The following is a 12,885-nucleotide window of genomic DNA, read 5'->3' on the forward strand; positions in this document are numbered from 1 at the left end:
CGCTCACGGTCGTGACTTGCGTCGGCACGGGCGTCGTAGCGCTCGTGTGCGTGTTGCGACTGTGGACCTCGCGCGTGGGCGATCTCGGCCGTGCCTTCGCCACGATCCCGTTCGTCCTCGTCATCGTGGCGGCGATCTGGTTCCTCGTCAGTGCGTTCGGCGGCGAGCAGGGCCACGACTTCGGCCTGGCCGGCCCCGATGGCGCCTGGCTCGCACTCGTCCTCACCTGCTTCAACCTTGCCCTCGCGGGCGGTTTCGTGGCCGGCCTCGGGGCGATCGAGCGGCATGCCGACCGGCGGTCGCAGACCCTGCTGGCCCCGCACAGTGCCGTCGAGAGTGCCCCCCTGGCGCCGAGCTCCTCGGCGGTGCCTCACGCCGGCAACCCAGTGCTCCGCGGCGTCGGCCAGGTGCACGAACTGCCGACGTGGTTCGGGTGGAGCAGCGCCGTCGCGGCGGTTGTCATTGCGATCGCCCTGGCCCTCGTCAACCGCTACGTCGCGCTGTCCACCGTCAGTGGAAGCGGGAGCGCTGGAGCGTCAGGCCAGCGGGTTGTCATCGGCCTGATCGCCACTGCCCTCCTTCTCGTCTCGGCGATCGGGTGTGTGTTGGCGCTGCGGGGACATCCCCTCGGTTTCGGTACGCGCGCCGTTGCCTTCTTCGCCTACGGCCTCGCAGCGTTCGGCCTCAACATGGGGCTGCTCTCCGAGATCGTCGCCTTCGTCGCGCTTCCCACCGCGGGCGGTGGGGACGGCGGATCCGGCGACTACGCGGCGCTGCTTCCGGCGCTGCTGTCGCTCGTCCTGCCGCGGTTCGTGCGAGGTGGTGCTCGCACCGACGTCACGCAGCTTCACGCCGGCTGACTCGAGCCCCGCGCAGCAGTTCCCACGCGATGCAGATCGGTTGCAACCGAACGGGGCGTCCCTGCGTCCTAGGGGTTGAAGGCGGTCGGCGAACGCCGAGCGAACAACTGCAGGGGGTTGGTCATGGCCATGTGGGAAGCCACGCAGGAGCACGAGGCGTCGTTCACCGAGGAGTTCGGGCGCGACCTGCTCGTCCTCGCCGCTGGAATGGGCGTCGCTGCGACGCTCGGTGCCGTTGCCGTCTGGGTCGTCGAGCCCGTCGGTCTGCTCACCGGGTGGAACCGTAGCGCCGCGCTGTGGAGCCTCGTGCCCGCGCTCGCGCTCCTCGCCGCGCACTGGCAGGTGGCCAAGTCCTGGACGGGCGGTGCGCGGGTTGCCGGGTTCGATTCGCGCGCCACGATTCTCGCGGCGCTCATGCTGGCGCCCGCCGTTCTCCTCCTGAGCGGAGCCCTCGTCGCGGCTCTCGTCGGTCTCGTGGGTGGGCCGAGGCACACCAACCTCGTGGCCGACGACCTCACGACGGGCGCGCACCTCTTGCGCGCCGGGGTGGGCGTGGTGATCGGCGTCGGGGTCGCCCTCGCCGCACGTCGCCTCACGCACCGTCGCTGAGGGAACCTCCGACCTCCGCGGTCACTCGGCCAGGCTCGGTCAGAGCGTTCGGCGCTCGCAGACGAAGCGCACGCGGGTGCCGGGCCGAGCCTGAGCGAGATGGTCGACGTCCTCGTCGCGGATCACGGCGATGACGGGGTAGCCGCCCGTCGTGGGGTGGTCGGCGAGAAACACGATCGGCTGACCGTTCGCGGGTACCTGGATCGCTCCGCGCACGAGTCCTTCGCTCGCCAACTCGCCAACGCGCGACCGCTCCAGAGCTGACCCCAGCAACCTGACGCCGACTCGATCACCCTCGGCGCTCACCTCCCACGCCTTCGCCGTGAACGCGGCGCGAGCTTCGTCGGTGAACCAGTCGTCACGTGGCCCCCACACCGCGCGGAGCAACAGGTCACCGGAGCGCACGAACGCGGTGCCGGCATCGACGCCCGGTACGTCGCCTGCGGTGTCGTCGCCGAACGGCAGTTCGTCGCCGGCCGTCACCGGGGCGGGCCCCAGGCCTGTCGTCGGGTCGCTCGAACGCGATCCGAGCACCGGCGCCACCGCAAAGCCACCGCGAACGGCGAGGTAGGTACGCAGGCCGTGCGTCGGCGCACCGACGGCGATGTCGTCACCCGCCCGCACGTGCACGGCCTCGCCGAAGGCGACAGGACGCCCGGCCACGTTCACTGCCGCGGGCGCTCCGGTGAGCGCGATGACGGCATCGGTCGTCACGCTCGCGCGCAGACCCCCGAGAAGCACCTCGAGGGTGGCCGCATCCTCTGCATTGCCGATGAGGGCGTTCGCCAGTCGGTGGCTCGCTCGATCGGCCGCGCCGGAGGGACACACCCCGAGGTGGCCATACCCGGGGCGTCCGAGATCCTCGACGAGGGCCAGCGGCCCGAGCGCCTTCACGACGAGGCTCATCGGTCCTCCTCGACAAACCGCACCCGCGTGCCTGGTACGAGCAGGGCCGGCGGCGTGCGATCCGCGTTCCACAGGTCGACGTCGCTCATTCCGATGAGCTGCCAGCCACCGGGGGAGGAGCGGGGGTAGAGGCCGGTGAAGTCGCCGGCGAGCGCAACCGAACCGGCAGGAATCCGGGTTCGAGGTGACTCGCGGCGGGGAACGGTGAGACCGCCGTCAGAGCCGATGAGGTAACCGAACCCCGGCATGAACCCTGCGAATTCGACCGTCCAGAGCTGGCCGGTGTGGCGCGACACGACCTCGTCGGCGTCGATGCCCAGGTGCTCTGCCACCCAGTCGAGATCCTCGCCGTCGTAGCGCACCCTGAGCTCGACGACGTCGCTCGTCGCTTCGTTGCCATGAGCTTCTTCGGTCAGGTCGAGCGCCCGCACAGCCGCTGCCACTCCGGCCACGGCGTCCGGATCGGTGCAGCGCACGAGCACGGTCGTCGCTGCCGCAACCTGCTCGACGACGCCGTCGATCGACGTGCGGCGCAGAGCCGCGTCGACCCTGCGACGTTCTTGGGCATCGGTGAGGTCGATGAGGAAGGCACGCTCCCCGACCGGGCGCAGCTCGAACGTCACACGAACGCCGCGATCGCCGCGCCGGCTCCGGTGAGCGACTCCTTGACGCGTACCGCCATGTCCACGGCACCGGGCGAATCGCCGTGGACGCAGATGGACTCGGCGTCGACGCGCACCCGCGAACCGTCGATGGCTTCGACCTCGCCGGTCGTCACGAGCGAGAGCATGCGCTCGGCGACGAGGGCGGGGTCGTGGAGGACGGCGCCGGGTTCGCGCCGCGGGACGAGGGTTCCTTCGGCGGTGTAGGCGCGGTCGGCGAAGGCCTCACGCACGGCGCGGATACCGCGGGACTCGGCGAGGTCGAGCACGACGCCACCGGGCAACCCCAGGATCGCGAGCGGCTGCCGCGCGGCCGCGTTGAACCGCTCGACGGCTCGGACGACGGCCTCGGCCTGCGCTTCGTGGTGGACGATGGCGTTGTAGAGCGCCCCGTGGGGTTTCACGTAACCGACGCTCGTGCCGTGCGCGCGGGCGACGCCGTCGATGGCGGCGAGCTGGTAGAGCACCTCGGCCTCGAGGCGGGCGGGTTCGACGTCGACGAAGGTGCGCCCGAAGCCGGCGAGGTCGCGGTAGGCGACGTGCGCGCCGATCGTGACGCCCCGCTCGGCCGCTGCGCCACACGTGCGGGCGAGGACGAGGGGGTCGCCGGCGTGAAAGCCGCAGGCGACGTTCGCCGAGGAGACGACATCGAGGAGGGCCGCGTCGTCGCCCATCGTCCAGGCCCCGAAGGATTCGCCCATGTCGGCATTTAGGTCGATGGTGCGCGCGTCGGCAGACATGCAGGCAGAATCGTCGACTCGCACGGGCGCGTCAAGCGGTTCGCGGGCTCGCCGGTTCGGGCGCGCGAAGGTAGACGTAGGTGTGGTGCACCGTGAACCCAAGGCTCTTGTAGAGCGCAACGGCAGGCGTGCTTTCGGCACCGACCTGAAGGTAGAGCGAGCGCGCACCGCGGCGAGCCGCTTCGTCGGCACACCGCCCGACGAGGGCTCGCGCGAGACCGCGTCGGCGCCGCTCGGGCGTGACGGCAACCTCGAACAACCCGCCCCAACCCTGAGCGAGGGCCATGCGCCCGTGCGCCACCGTCACGCCTTCCTCGCGCACTGTGACGAAGGCCTGATTCGGCGAGCCGGTGAGGATCCGTCGTGCCACGGCGTCGTGCGAGCGGGCGCGCTCGTCGGCGAGTTGCCACCACTCGGGCGTGATGTCCGCGTCGACCTCGATGTCCAGTGACCTCGCCGAAGGCTCGGTGTCTCGGTCGCTCACCTCGGCGCTCGCCGCCGTCATGACGAGCGTCGGGGAGGTCACCTGCCACGCCAGGGCCGTGACCTCACGGACGAAGTCGTCGTCCTGCGGTCCGAAGCCCGGTGCGAGCGGTACCTGGAGCAGGGGCGGCAAGCCTCGTTCGCGGTACCAGGTGATGATGTCGTCGAGCGCCGTCACGGTTTCCCGCTCGGTGGGCCCGAGAACGAGGCACGAGTTGGCCCGCCGCGTGTAGCCCTCGCCGGCTCGAAGCAGCCAGCGCCCACGGCGTTCGACCTCGAGCGGGCGCCAGCCGTCCACCATGAGTTCCTCGAGGTCGCTCACCGTGACGGCCCGGTGTGGGCGGCCTCGCCGCCCGGGCGACGGCGGAATCTCCTTGGCGGCCACGACATCCGACACCGCGATCTCGACGTCCGGCCCGCGCCGCGGTTCGACGACGAGCGTCGAAACATCGCGACGCACGAGGGTGCCGACGACGTCGGTGAGGGTGTGCCCGGCGCCCGGCGTCCCGGCGGCGGAGCCCCTCTCGGCGTCGCTCAACCGGCGGCGCACCATGACGCGGGTGCCCTCCCGCAGCGCGGACGTGGGGTCGGGCCGATTTCCAGGGGAGTTGCTCACATCGGCATACTAGGAGTGGGACTCGGAACGTTGGTAACGTAATGTTCTGAAATGCATAACGTTCGCTTTTGCTTCCGCAGTCGAAAGCGCAACGCACGACGATCAGCGAGGAGCTATTCGTGACCTACGTCATCGCCCAGCCCTGTGTCGATGTCAAGGACAAGGCCTGCATCGAAGAGTGCCCGGTCGACTGCATCTACGAAGGTGAGCGTTCGCTCTACATCCACCCTGACGAGTGCGTCGACTGTGGTGCCTGCGAGCCGGTCTGCCCGGTCGAGGCCATCTACTACGAGGATGACACCCCCGAGGAGTGGGCCGACTACTACAAGGCGAACGTCGAGTTCTTCGACGACCTCGGTTCGCCCGGTGGCGCCGCCAAGATGGGCGTCATCAAGAAGGACCACCCGATCATCGCGGAGCTGCCTCCGCAGAACGAGGAGTGAGGCGAAGCCTCTTCGTCGTGACCGACGTGCTGCCCGTCGTCCCGTGTGGGGCGGCGGGCTTCGCGTATTCCCGAGAGCGTGGTCACCCGGATGCGTGGACAGTGCGAATCCCGCGTCGCACCCGGTGAGAGGATGGACGCATGGCGCTCCATCTCCCCGATTTCCCCTGGGATTCCTTGGCTGCGGCCAAGGCGAAGGCCCAGGAGCACCCCGACGGCATCGTCGACCTCAGCGTCGGCACGCCCGTGGACCCCACGCCCCGCGTCCTCCAGGAGGCGTTGGCGGAGGCCGCCGACGCGCACGGCTACCCCCAGGTCTGGGGCACGCCGCCCCTGCGCGAGGCCATCGCGGGCTGGTATGCGCGCCGGCGCAACGCAACCGGCGTCAACCCGGACGGCGTCCTGCCGACGATCGGTTCGAAGGAGCTCGTCGCCTGGCTGCCGACGTTGCTCGGTCTGGGCCCCGGCGACGTCGTCGCCTTCCCCGAGGTGGCCTACCCGACGTACGACGTCGGTGCGCGCCTCGCCGGCGCAACGCCGCGCCCGATGCGCAACCTCACCGAGTTCGGCCCCGAGGTGCCGAAGCTGCTGTGGCTCAACAGCCCCGGCAACCCGACCGGGCAGGTGCTGCCCGTCGAACACCTCGCCAAGGTCGTCTCGTGGGCGCGTGAGCGGGGCGTCATCGTCGCCAGCGACGAGTGCTACGCCGAGCTCGACTGGCGCGAAGGTGCCGGCAGCCCCGGCAACCTCACAGCGCCGAGCATCCTCGACGACCGCGTGTGCGGTGGTGACCACTCGGGCCTGCTCTCGGTCTACTCCCTGAGCAAGCAGTCGAACCTCGCCGGTTACCGGGCGAGCTTCGTCGCCGGGGACCCGGCGATCGTCGGACGCCTCGTCGAGGTGCGCAAGCACGCGGGCATGATCGTGCCCCGTCCGGTGCAGCGGGTTCTCGAGGTGGCCGTCGGGGACGACGAGCACGTGGCCGCGCAGAAGAAGGTTTACGCCGCGCGTCGCGCGATGCTGCGTCCCGCGCTCGAGAAGGCGGGCTGGCGCATCGATCACTCCGACGCCGGGCTGTACCTCTGGGCCACCCAGGGCCGCCCGTGTCGCGAGTCGGTCGCCGACCTCGCCGAACTCGGCATTATCGTCGCGCCCGGCGACTTCTACGGCCGCGCCGGGGAGGCGCACGTGCGCATCGCGCTCACCGCGACCGACGAGCGCATCCAGGCGGCTGTGACGCGCCTCACAACACTTTGACAGTCCGTCAACGATTTCCGACTACGTACGAGTAGCGGATTAAAAGCAGGGGAAATTCTCGGGTAACGTCGTGCTCGCTACTCCGGTACAACCCTGCCGGTCCGCAAGGAGGAACAACCGAATGACTTCACAGGGCAACGCCACGTTCTCGGCCGACGGCAAGGAACTCGAGTTCCCGCTCGTGCCCGCGGTCGAGGGCTGCAGTGGTTACGACATCTCGTCCCTCATGAAGGAGACCGGCAACGTCACGCTTGACGTCGGCTTCGTCAACACGGCGGCGTGCAAGTCCGCCATCACCTACATCGACGGTGACGAGGGCATCCTGCGTTACCGCGGCTACCCGATCGACGAACTGGCCGAGCACGCCACCTTCCTCGAGGTCGCCGCTCTGCTGTTCGACGGTGAACTGCCGTCCCAGGAGCGCCTTTCCACCCTCAAGGAAGCCGTGCGCGAAGCGTCCGTGCTTCCCGAGGGCCTCGAGAAGATCTTCGACGCCTTCCCCGAGGGCGCGCACCCGATGCACATCCTCTCCTCGGTCGTCCCGGCGCTCGGCACCTACTACGCCGACTCGCTGTCGATCAAGGACGAGGCCGCTATCGAGAGGGCCTCGGCCGCTCTCCTCGGCGCCATCCCGACGCTCGCGGCCTACGCGTACCGAAAGTCGATCGGCGAGAGCTTCATCGCTCCCGACCCGTCGCTCGAGTACGTCGAGAACTTCATGCACATGATGTTCGGCAAGAAGGAGGACAAGGAGACGGTCGACGCACTGGCCATGCTCCTCGTCCTGCACGCCGACCACGAGCAGAACTGCTCCGCCTCGACGGTGCGCATGGTGGGCTCCTCGGAGGCCGACCTCTTCCAGTCGATCACCGCAGGCATCGGCGCCCTCTCGGGTCCGCTGCACGGCGGCGCCAACTCGGCCGTCCTCGAGATGCTCGAGACAATCCAGTCGACGGGCGACACGGCAGAGTCCTTCATGGACAAGGTCAAGAACAAGGTCGACGGCGTGAAGCTCATGGGCTTCGGTCACCGCGTCTACAAGAGCTACGACCCGCGTGCGGCCATCGTCAAGAAGACGACGCACACGATCCTCGAGAAGAACGGCAAGGACGAGCAGCTCGAACTCGCCATGGGCCTCGAGGAGACCGCGCTCAAGGACGACTACTTCGTCCAGCGCAAGCTCTACCCCAACGTCGACTTCTACACCGGCCTCATCTACAAGTCGATGGGCTTCCCGACGGACATGTTCACCGTCCTGTTCGCCATCGGCCGTATGCCCGGTTGGATCGCGCAGTGGCGTGAGCAGAACCAGGACCCGGCCAAGAAGATCGGCCGACCGCGTCAGGTCTACACCGGCGCCACCGAGCGCAGCTACCCGGCCTGATCGCCGAGTTGCCGAAGCGGCCCGCCACCCCTCGAGGGGTGGCGGGCCGCTTCGCGTGGTCGTGGGTTGCCTCAGAACAGGCCGATCCAGCCGAGGACGATGAGAAGAACGGGAGCGAGAACCGCCACGAGCAGGAGCCAGGCCACTATCCGGTTGCTGCGACGCTCACCGTTGAGCTGAGAGGCGAACTGGAGGCCGGGGGCTGTCTCGGCTTGGAGGCCGTGGGTACGAACCGGGTCCGGGCGCTCGGGAATCCTCGAGTCGTGTGAGGTCGTCATGGCGCGTCCTTCCGGTGCCGGGGTTGGTGGGCTCTCTATGACACGCGGTGGGGCGCCCGGACACCCCTTGCGATGCCTGCAATTTCGCTGTGAACGACGCTCGGCCCTCCCCGCCGTGTGGCGGGGAGGGCCGAGCGGAACGAGCCGTGGCGTCAGTTGGCGTGCAGATCGGCGTTGAGCTCGATGCCCTTGCCCGCACGCGCACGGCACTCGACGGCGCCCGTGGCGGAGTTGCGGATGAACAGCATGTTGTTGCCGCCGGAGAGTTCGACGGCCTTCTTCACGCTGCCGTCGGGCATCGTCACCTTCGTGCCTGCGGTGATGTAGAGGCCCGCCTCGACGACGCAGTCGTCACCGAGCGCGATGCCGAGGCCGGCCTCCGCGCCGAGGAGGCAGCGCTCGCCGAGCGACACCCGCTGCGTGCCGCCGCCGGAGAGAGTGCCCATGATCGAGGCGCCGCCGCCGATGTCGGACCCGTTGCCGACGACGACGCCCTGGCTGATGCGCCCCTCGACCATCGAGTGCCCGAGCGTGCCGGCGTTGAAGTTGACGAAGCCCTCGTGCATGACGGTGGTGCCCTCGGCCAGGTGCGCGCCCAGGCGGGCGCGGTCGGCGTCGGCGATGCGCACGCCGCTCGGGGTGACGTAGTCGGTCATGCGGGGGAACTTGTCGATGCCGTAGACCGAGACCTGCCCGCGCTGGCGCAGTCGGGCGCGCGTCATCTCGAAGCCCTCGACGGCGCAGGGGCCGAAGTTCGTCCAGACGACGTTGGCGAGGGCGCCGAAGAGGCCGTCGAGGTTGATCGTGTTCGGCGCGACGAGGCGGTGGCTGAGCAGGTGCAGGCGCAGGTAGGCGTCCGAGGCGTCGCGCGGGGAGGCGTCGAGGTCGACGACGGTGCGCACGACACGCAGGGTCACGCCGCGGTCGGCGTCCTTGCCCTCGAGGACGAGGAGCTCCGCCGGGGCGCCGGCGTCCTCGTCGGGTTCGCCCAGCGCTGGGGCGGGGTACCACGTGTCGAGGGTGGTGTCGTCATCGGTCACGGTGGCGAGGCCGAAGCCCCAAGCGGTACGTGCGTCAGTCATGCGCCCGAGCCTAGCGACCGGCCCCCGCTGCGGGCAGGTCGTTTCGGGAGCCGAGCACTTAGGGTGGGCGCATGGCTTCTCTCGATCTCACGCAGGACGTCGTCACGCTCACCGAATCGCTGTGCAACATCGAGTCGGTCTCGTTGAACGAAGCGGCGCTCGCCGACGCCATCGAGACGGAGCTCGCGAAGCTCGATCACCTCGAGGTCGTGCGGGACGGCAACTCGCTCGTGGCGCGCACGAACCTGGGGCGTGACGAGCGCATCGTTCTGGCGGGGCACATCGACACCGTGCCGCTCACGAGCGAGCCGGCGAACCTGCCCGTCAAGCGCGTGAACGGCAAGCTGTGGGGTCGGGGCACGACCGACATGAAGGGCGGGGTCGCCATCCAGCTCAAGCTCGCGCACGACCTCGTCGCACCGAACCGCGACATCACCTTCGTGTTCTACGAGGGTGAGGAGATCGAGGACCAGTACAACGGTCTCGGGCGCATCGCGCGCACCCGTCCCGACCTGCTCGAGGGCGCGGCCTTCGCCGTCCTGCTCGAACCGACGAACGGCGGCATCGAGGGCGGCTGCAAGGGCACGCTGCGCGTCCACGTGCGCACCAAGGGCCTCGCTGCGCACTCGGCGCGCCCGTGGAAGGGTGACAACGCCATCCACAAAGCGGCCGACATCCTGAACCGCCTGCGCGAGTACGAACCGCAGACGGTGAACGTCGACGGCCTCGACTACCACGAGGGCCTCAACGCGGTGAACATCTCCGGTGGCATCGCGGGCAACGTCATCCCGGACGCCTGCACCGTGACGGTCAACTACCGCTTCGCCCCGGACAAGAGCGCCGACGAGGCGCTCGCCTACGTCACCGCCTTCTTCGACGGCTTCGACCTCGAGTGCGACGACCTCGCCGGGGGAGCGCGCCCCGGACTCGACCGCCCCGCCGCGAAGGCCTTCGTCGAGGCGCTCGATCTGCCCGTCGTGGCCAAGGAGGGGTGGACCGACGTGGCCCGCTTCTCGGCCGTCGGCGTGCCCGCGGTCAACTTCGGCCCCGGCGACCCGAACGTCGCCCACATGGACGACGAATGGTGCCCCGAGGACCAGATCGTCGACGCCCTCGAGGCGCTCACCGGCTGGCTCGCCTGAGCGATCGGGTGCGGGAGGACGCTGTGAGCGAACCCGACGGACGGTCACCACTGGCGCGTCGTCTCCTGCCGGACGGTGAGGAACCCGACCCGCGCTTCACCCTGGCCAACGAGCGCACCTTCCTCGCGTGGATGCGCACCGCGCTCGCCTTCGTCGCGGGCGGCGTGGCTGTCGAGGCCTTCACGAACGACTTCATGCCCGAGGTGTGGCGACGCGTCGTTGCTGTGCTGGTCGTCCTCACCGGCCTCGTCATCTCCGTCATGGCGGGCGCTCGATGGCTGAGCGTCGAACGAAGCATGCGAACCGGGCGGCCCCTGCCGGTGCCGTTGCTCGTTCCGCTCCTGTGCGGCACGGGCGCTGTGGCGTCGATCGTGACCGTGCTCATGATCGCGACGCTGAACCGGTGACCGATCTGCACCCGGCGAGGCGTCGTCCCGGGTCCGCCGAGCGGCGGCACGCCGATCCGGGGCTGCAGCCCGAGCGCACCACCCTCGCCTGGGGACGAACGTGCCTCGCCCTGTTCGTGGCGGGGCTCTTCCAACTGCGCTTCGTCCCTGATTACGGCGTGGCCGCGCTCGTTCTGACGAGCTTCTGCGCGGCTGCGGCGCTCGTCCTGTCCGCGACGGCCCGCCTGCGTTATCGCAACGCCACCCGGCGGCTGTTGGGCGAGCGGCGCGAGCCCGCGCTCAAGAGCGTCATCGGGCTGAGCGCCGTCGTCGTCGTGCTCGGCCTCGGAGAGATCGTTCTCCTCCTGCGCGGCTGAGCGGACTCCGACTCGGCGCCTGCAAATTCGTGGTTTTGCGCGGCTGGTTCGGCGTGACGAAACTTCCAACTGAATCGTTGGAATTAAATCCAGGAGACCACCTCATGTCCAAGCCCGTCCTCGCCGTCATCATCGGCAGCGTTCGCGCCGGCCGACAACCCGCTGCTGCATGAAGAAGGACTCGTCCGTCGTTGGTCTCGGCAGGACGCTCCGCCCAGCGTGAGCGTCGGCGCTCACTCATATCCGTACGGAAGGAAGAACACCCGTACTACCTCTCGATTCCCGCACCGCCCTCGTCGTCGTCGACGTCCAGAAGGGCATCCTTGCGATGCCGCCCAAGGAGGTCGCCGATCAGCTCGTCGAGGCGAACGTAACGCTCGCCGACGCCTTCCACGCGGCGGGGCTGCCCGTCGTCTGGGTGCACGCCACCGGCCTGCCGCCGGGGCGCGTCGAGCGCCCGATTCCCGAGGACGACGAACTGCCCGAGTGGTTCGCCGACCTCGATGGGCGGCTGCCTGCCCGCGAGGGTGACCTTCACATCGACAAGCCGCGCACCATCAGTGCCTTCTCCCGCACCGACCTCGCGGAGAAGCTGCGCGCCGAGGGCGTGACGCAGGTCGTGTTCACCGGCATCGCCATGGGCGCGGGCGTCGAGGCGAGCGCGCGCAGCGCGTTCGACGAGGGCTTCACCGTCACGGTCGTCTCCGACGCCGTCGTCGACGGTGACCCCGAACGTCAGCGTGCCTCGCTCGGCCACGACATCCCCTCGATCGGTGGCGTCGCGACCGTTGCCGAGGTGGTGGCGGACCTCGCGAAGCGCTGACCACGCGAGCGAGCTCACCCGAACGACGAAGGGCGAGGTCGAACCTTTCGGCGGTTCGACCTCGCCCGTGCTCGTGTTCGACCGGCCGCGTCAGAAGCCGTGTGAGTCCACATCGCCTCGGGCGCCCGCGACGTCGCACTGACCGAGCAGGTTCTTGGCCGCCTCGATGACGTTGCGTCGGCGGGTGTCGAGGTCGACGTCGTCCGGGTCGGCGCTCATCATGTGCGCGATCTGCGGAACGGACGACCACCAGCCGGCCAACGACAGCAGGAGGAACGCGAGGACGTCGGCGTCGACGTTCGTGGCGATCTCACCGTTCTCCTGCCCGGAACGCACCGCCGAGACGCGCGCGGCGTAGTACTCGCGCCGGCGCGACTCGTCGAGGATGGTTCCGTTGTAGGTCAACCCCTCCCACAGGACGAGACGGTTGAGGTGCGGATGCTCGCGGTGATAGTCGAACAGGTCGCCGATGTAGGCGTCGATGTCGAGTCGCCCCGTGGCCGAGACGGGCACGGCCTCGGAGATCTTGCGCAGTTCCCCGTCGAGCACGACGCCGAACAGGGCCTGTTTGTTGCCGAAGTAGTGGTAGATCCGCTCCTTGTTCACGCCGGAGCGCCGGGCGACGTTGTCGATCGTCGTGCCGGCCGGACCCTTCTCGGAGAACTCGAGCAGGGCTGCTTCGAGGATGCGACTCTTCGTCTTCTCGGTGTCCCACGCCATGCTCGTGCCCTGTGCCTTCCCACCCCTGGGCGTCGCACGGTGGTGCGCCGCAACATTCTTCGCAGCAACGTAACAGTTGGACCTGCACTGCGGGTTGTGGCGAACGCGACGCGACGAC

At 69.3% G+C, this 12,885-nt stretch carries 16 protein-coding genes; 9 read left to right on the forward strand and 7 right to left on the reverse strand.

Going from position 1 to position 12,885, the window contains the following annotated elements; all coding sequences use genetic code 11:
* Nucleotides 1-11 precede the first annotated feature (11 nt).
* A complete protein-coding gene (locus EVU97_RS00205) occupies nucleotides 12-860 on the forward strand; it encodes a hypothetical protein (RefSeq protein WP_129662538.1) in 849 nt (282 codons plus the stop codon).
* 123 nt (nucleotides 861-983) lie between these two features.
* The gene (locus EVU97_RS00210; protein ID WP_129662541.1) at nucleotides 984-1,469 is read left to right on the forward strand and encodes a hypothetical protein; all 486 of its coding nucleotides are present in this window, start codon (nucleotides 984-986) and stop codon (nucleotides 1,467-1,469) included.
* A 39-nt stretch (nucleotides 1,470-1,508) separates the two neighbouring features.
* Here the strand turns inward: EVU97_RS00210 and EVU97_RS00215 are convergent, their stop codons facing one another.
* Genes EVU97_RS00215 through EVU97_RS00230 form a run of 4 tightly spaced genes read right to left on the reverse strand, consistent with a single transcriptional unit; the run spans nucleotide 1,509 to nucleotide 4,876 of the window.
* Complete coding sequence (locus EVU97_RS00215) at nucleotides 1,509-2,375, reverse strand: biotin-dependent carboxyltransferase family protein (protein WP_129662543.1); 867 nt, start codon at nucleotides 2,373-2,375, stop codon at nucleotides 1,509-1,511.
* Nucleotides 2,372-2,998, reverse strand: coding sequence for an allophanate hydrolase subunit 1 (locus EVU97_RS00220; protein ID WP_205744827.1), 627 nt, complete (start codon nucleotides 2,996-2,998; stop codon nucleotides 2,372-2,374). Before EVU97_RS00220 ends, EVU97_RS00215 begins: the two co-directional genes overlap by 4 nt.
* The gene (locus tag EVU97_RS00225) at nucleotides 2,995-3,777 is read right to left on the reverse strand and encodes a LamB/YcsF family protein (RefSeq protein WP_118912179.1); all 783 of its coding nucleotides are present in this window, start codon (nucleotides 3,775-3,777) and stop codon (nucleotides 2,995-2,997) included. The genes EVU97_RS00220 and EVU97_RS00225 overlap by 4 nt, the downstream gene beginning before the upstream one ends.
* Before the next feature lie 31 nt (nucleotides 3,778-3,808).
* Nucleotides 3,809-4,876 carry a GNAT family N-acetyltransferase gene (locus tag EVU97_RS00230; protein WP_129662545.1) on the reverse strand — a complete coding sequence of 356 codons (1,068 nt, stop codon included), beginning with the start codon at nucleotides 4,874-4,876 and terminating at the stop codon, nucleotides 3,809-3,811.
* Between the two features lie 119 nt (nucleotides 4,877-4,995).
* On the opposite strand from EVU97_RS00230, the gene fdxA reads away from it, so the two are divergent.
* From fdxA to EVU97_RS00245, 3 genes are all read left to right on the forward strand, one after another.
* Nucleotides 4,996-5,319 (forward strand): ferredoxin, encoded by a 324-nt coding sequence (gene fdxA, locus EVU97_RS00235; RefSeq protein ID WP_047310317.1) that lies wholly within the window; start codon nucleotides 4,996-4,998, stop codon nucleotides 5,317-5,319.
* Between the two features lie 140 nt (nucleotides 5,320-5,459).
* Nucleotides 5,460-6,575: a succinyldiaminopimelate transaminase gene (gene dapC, locus EVU97_RS00240; protein ID WP_129662548.1), complete on the forward strand. Its 1,116-nt coding sequence runs from the start codon at nucleotides 5,460-5,462 to the stop codon at nucleotides 6,573-6,575.
* Nucleotides 6,576-6,696: 121 nt separating this feature from the next.
* Nucleotides 6,697-7,959 (forward strand): citrate synthase, encoded by a 1,263-nt coding sequence (locus EVU97_RS00245; protein WP_129662551.1) that lies wholly within the window; start codon nucleotides 6,697-6,699, stop codon nucleotides 7,957-7,959.
* A gap of 71 nt (nucleotides 7,960-8,030) precedes the next feature.
* On the opposite strand, the gene EVU97_RS00250 is transcribed toward EVU97_RS00245, so the two are convergent.
* Together EVU97_RS00250 and dapD are read right to left on the reverse strand one after the other, a co-directional pair.
* A complete protein-coding gene (locus EVU97_RS00250) occupies nucleotides 8,031-8,237 on the reverse strand; it encodes a hypothetical protein (protein ID WP_129662554.1) in 207 nt (68 codons plus the stop codon).
* A 152-nt stretch (nucleotides 8,238-8,389) separates the two neighbouring features.
* Nucleotides 8,390-9,319, reverse strand: coding sequence for a 2,3,4,5-tetrahydropyridine-2,6-dicarboxylate N-succinyltransferase (dapD, locus tag EVU97_RS00255; RefSeq protein ID WP_129662556.1), 930 nt, complete (start codon nucleotides 9,317-9,319; stop codon nucleotides 8,390-8,392).
* A gap of 71 nt (nucleotides 9,320-9,390) precedes the next feature.
* On the opposite strand from dapD, the gene dapE reads away from it, so the two are divergent.
* From dapE to EVU97_RS00275, 4 genes are all read left to right on the forward strand, one after another.
* Nucleotides 9,391-10,461 carry a succinyl-diaminopimelate desuccinylase gene (gene dapE / locus EVU97_RS00260; RefSeq protein ID WP_129662558.1) on the forward strand — a complete coding sequence of 357 codons (1,071 nt, stop codon included), beginning with the start codon at nucleotides 9,391-9,393 and terminating at the stop codon, nucleotides 10,459-10,461.
* A gap of 23 nt (nucleotides 10,462-10,484) precedes the next feature.
* A complete protein-coding gene (locus tag EVU97_RS00265) occupies nucleotides 10,485-10,868 on the forward strand; it encodes a YidH family protein (protein WP_240730072.1) in 384 nt (127 codons plus the stop codon).
* The gene (locus tag EVU97_RS00270) at nucleotides 10,865-11,224 is read left to right on the forward strand and encodes a DUF202 domain-containing protein (protein ID WP_165357817.1); all 360 of its coding nucleotides are present in this window, start codon (nucleotides 10,865-10,867) and stop codon (nucleotides 11,222-11,224) included. Before EVU97_RS00265 ends, EVU97_RS00270 begins: the two co-directional genes overlap by 4 nt.
* Nucleotides 11,225-11,465: 241 nt before the next feature.
* Nucleotides 11,466-12,047, forward strand: coding sequence for a cysteine hydrolase family protein (locus tag EVU97_RS00275; protein WP_255417449.1), 582 nt, complete (start codon nucleotides 11,466-11,468; stop codon nucleotides 12,045-12,047).
* A 90-nt stretch (nucleotides 12,048-12,137) separates the two neighbouring features.
* Here EVU97_RS00275 and EVU97_RS00280 read toward each other — a convergent pair whose 3' ends face one another.
* Nucleotides 12,138-12,767, reverse strand: a complete 630-nt coding sequence (locus EVU97_RS00280; RefSeq protein WP_129662564.1) for a TetR family transcriptional regulator — start codon at nucleotides 12,765-12,767, stop codon at nucleotides 12,138-12,140.
* Between the last annotated feature and the right edge of the window lie 118 nt (nucleotides 12,768-12,885).

Origin of the sequence: Dermacoccus sp. 147Ba, assembly GCF_004151355.1 — a bacterium.
GTDB classification, from domain to species: Bacteria; Actinomycetota; Actinomycetes; order Actinomycetales; family Dermatophilaceae; genus Dermacoccus; species Dermacoccus abyssi.

Excerpts from the sequence above, each read along its gene's own strand:
- EVU97_RS00210 (WP_129662541.1), top strand. The coding sequence starts at position 984 with ATGGCCATGTGGGAAGCCACGCAGGAGCACGAGGCGTCGTTCACCGAG.
- EVU97_RS00215 (WP_129662543.1), bottom strand. The coding sequence starts at position 2,375 with ATGAGCCTCGTCGTGAAGGCGCTCGGGCCGCTGGCCCTCGTCGAGGAT.
- EVU97_RS00225 (WP_118912179.1), bottom strand. The coding sequence starts at position 3,777 with ATGTCTGCCGACGCGCGCACCATCGACCTAAATGCCGACATGGGCGAA.
- dapC (WP_129662548.1), top strand. The coding sequence starts at position 5,460 with ATGGCGCTCCATCTCCCCGATTTCCCCTGGGATTCCTTGGCTGCGGCC.
- EVU97_RS00245 (WP_129662551.1), top strand. The coding sequence starts at position 6,697 with ATGACTTCACAGGGCAACGCCACGTTCTCGGCCGACGGCAAGGAACTC.
- EVU97_RS00250 (WP_129662554.1), bottom strand. The coding sequence starts at position 8,237 with ATGACGACCTCACACGACTCGAGGATTCCCGAGCGCCCGGACCCGGTT.
- dapD (WP_129662556.1), bottom strand. The coding sequence starts at position 9,319 with ATGACTGACGCACGTACCGCTTGGGGCTTCGGCCTCGCCACCGTGACC.
- dapE (WP_129662558.1), top strand. The coding sequence starts at position 9,391 with ATGGCTTCTCTCGATCTCACGCAGGACGTCGTCACGCTCACCGAATCG.
- EVU97_RS00280 (WP_129662564.1), bottom strand. The coding sequence starts at position 12,767 with ATGGCGTGGGACACCGAGAAGACGAAGAGTCGCATCCTCGAAGCAGCC.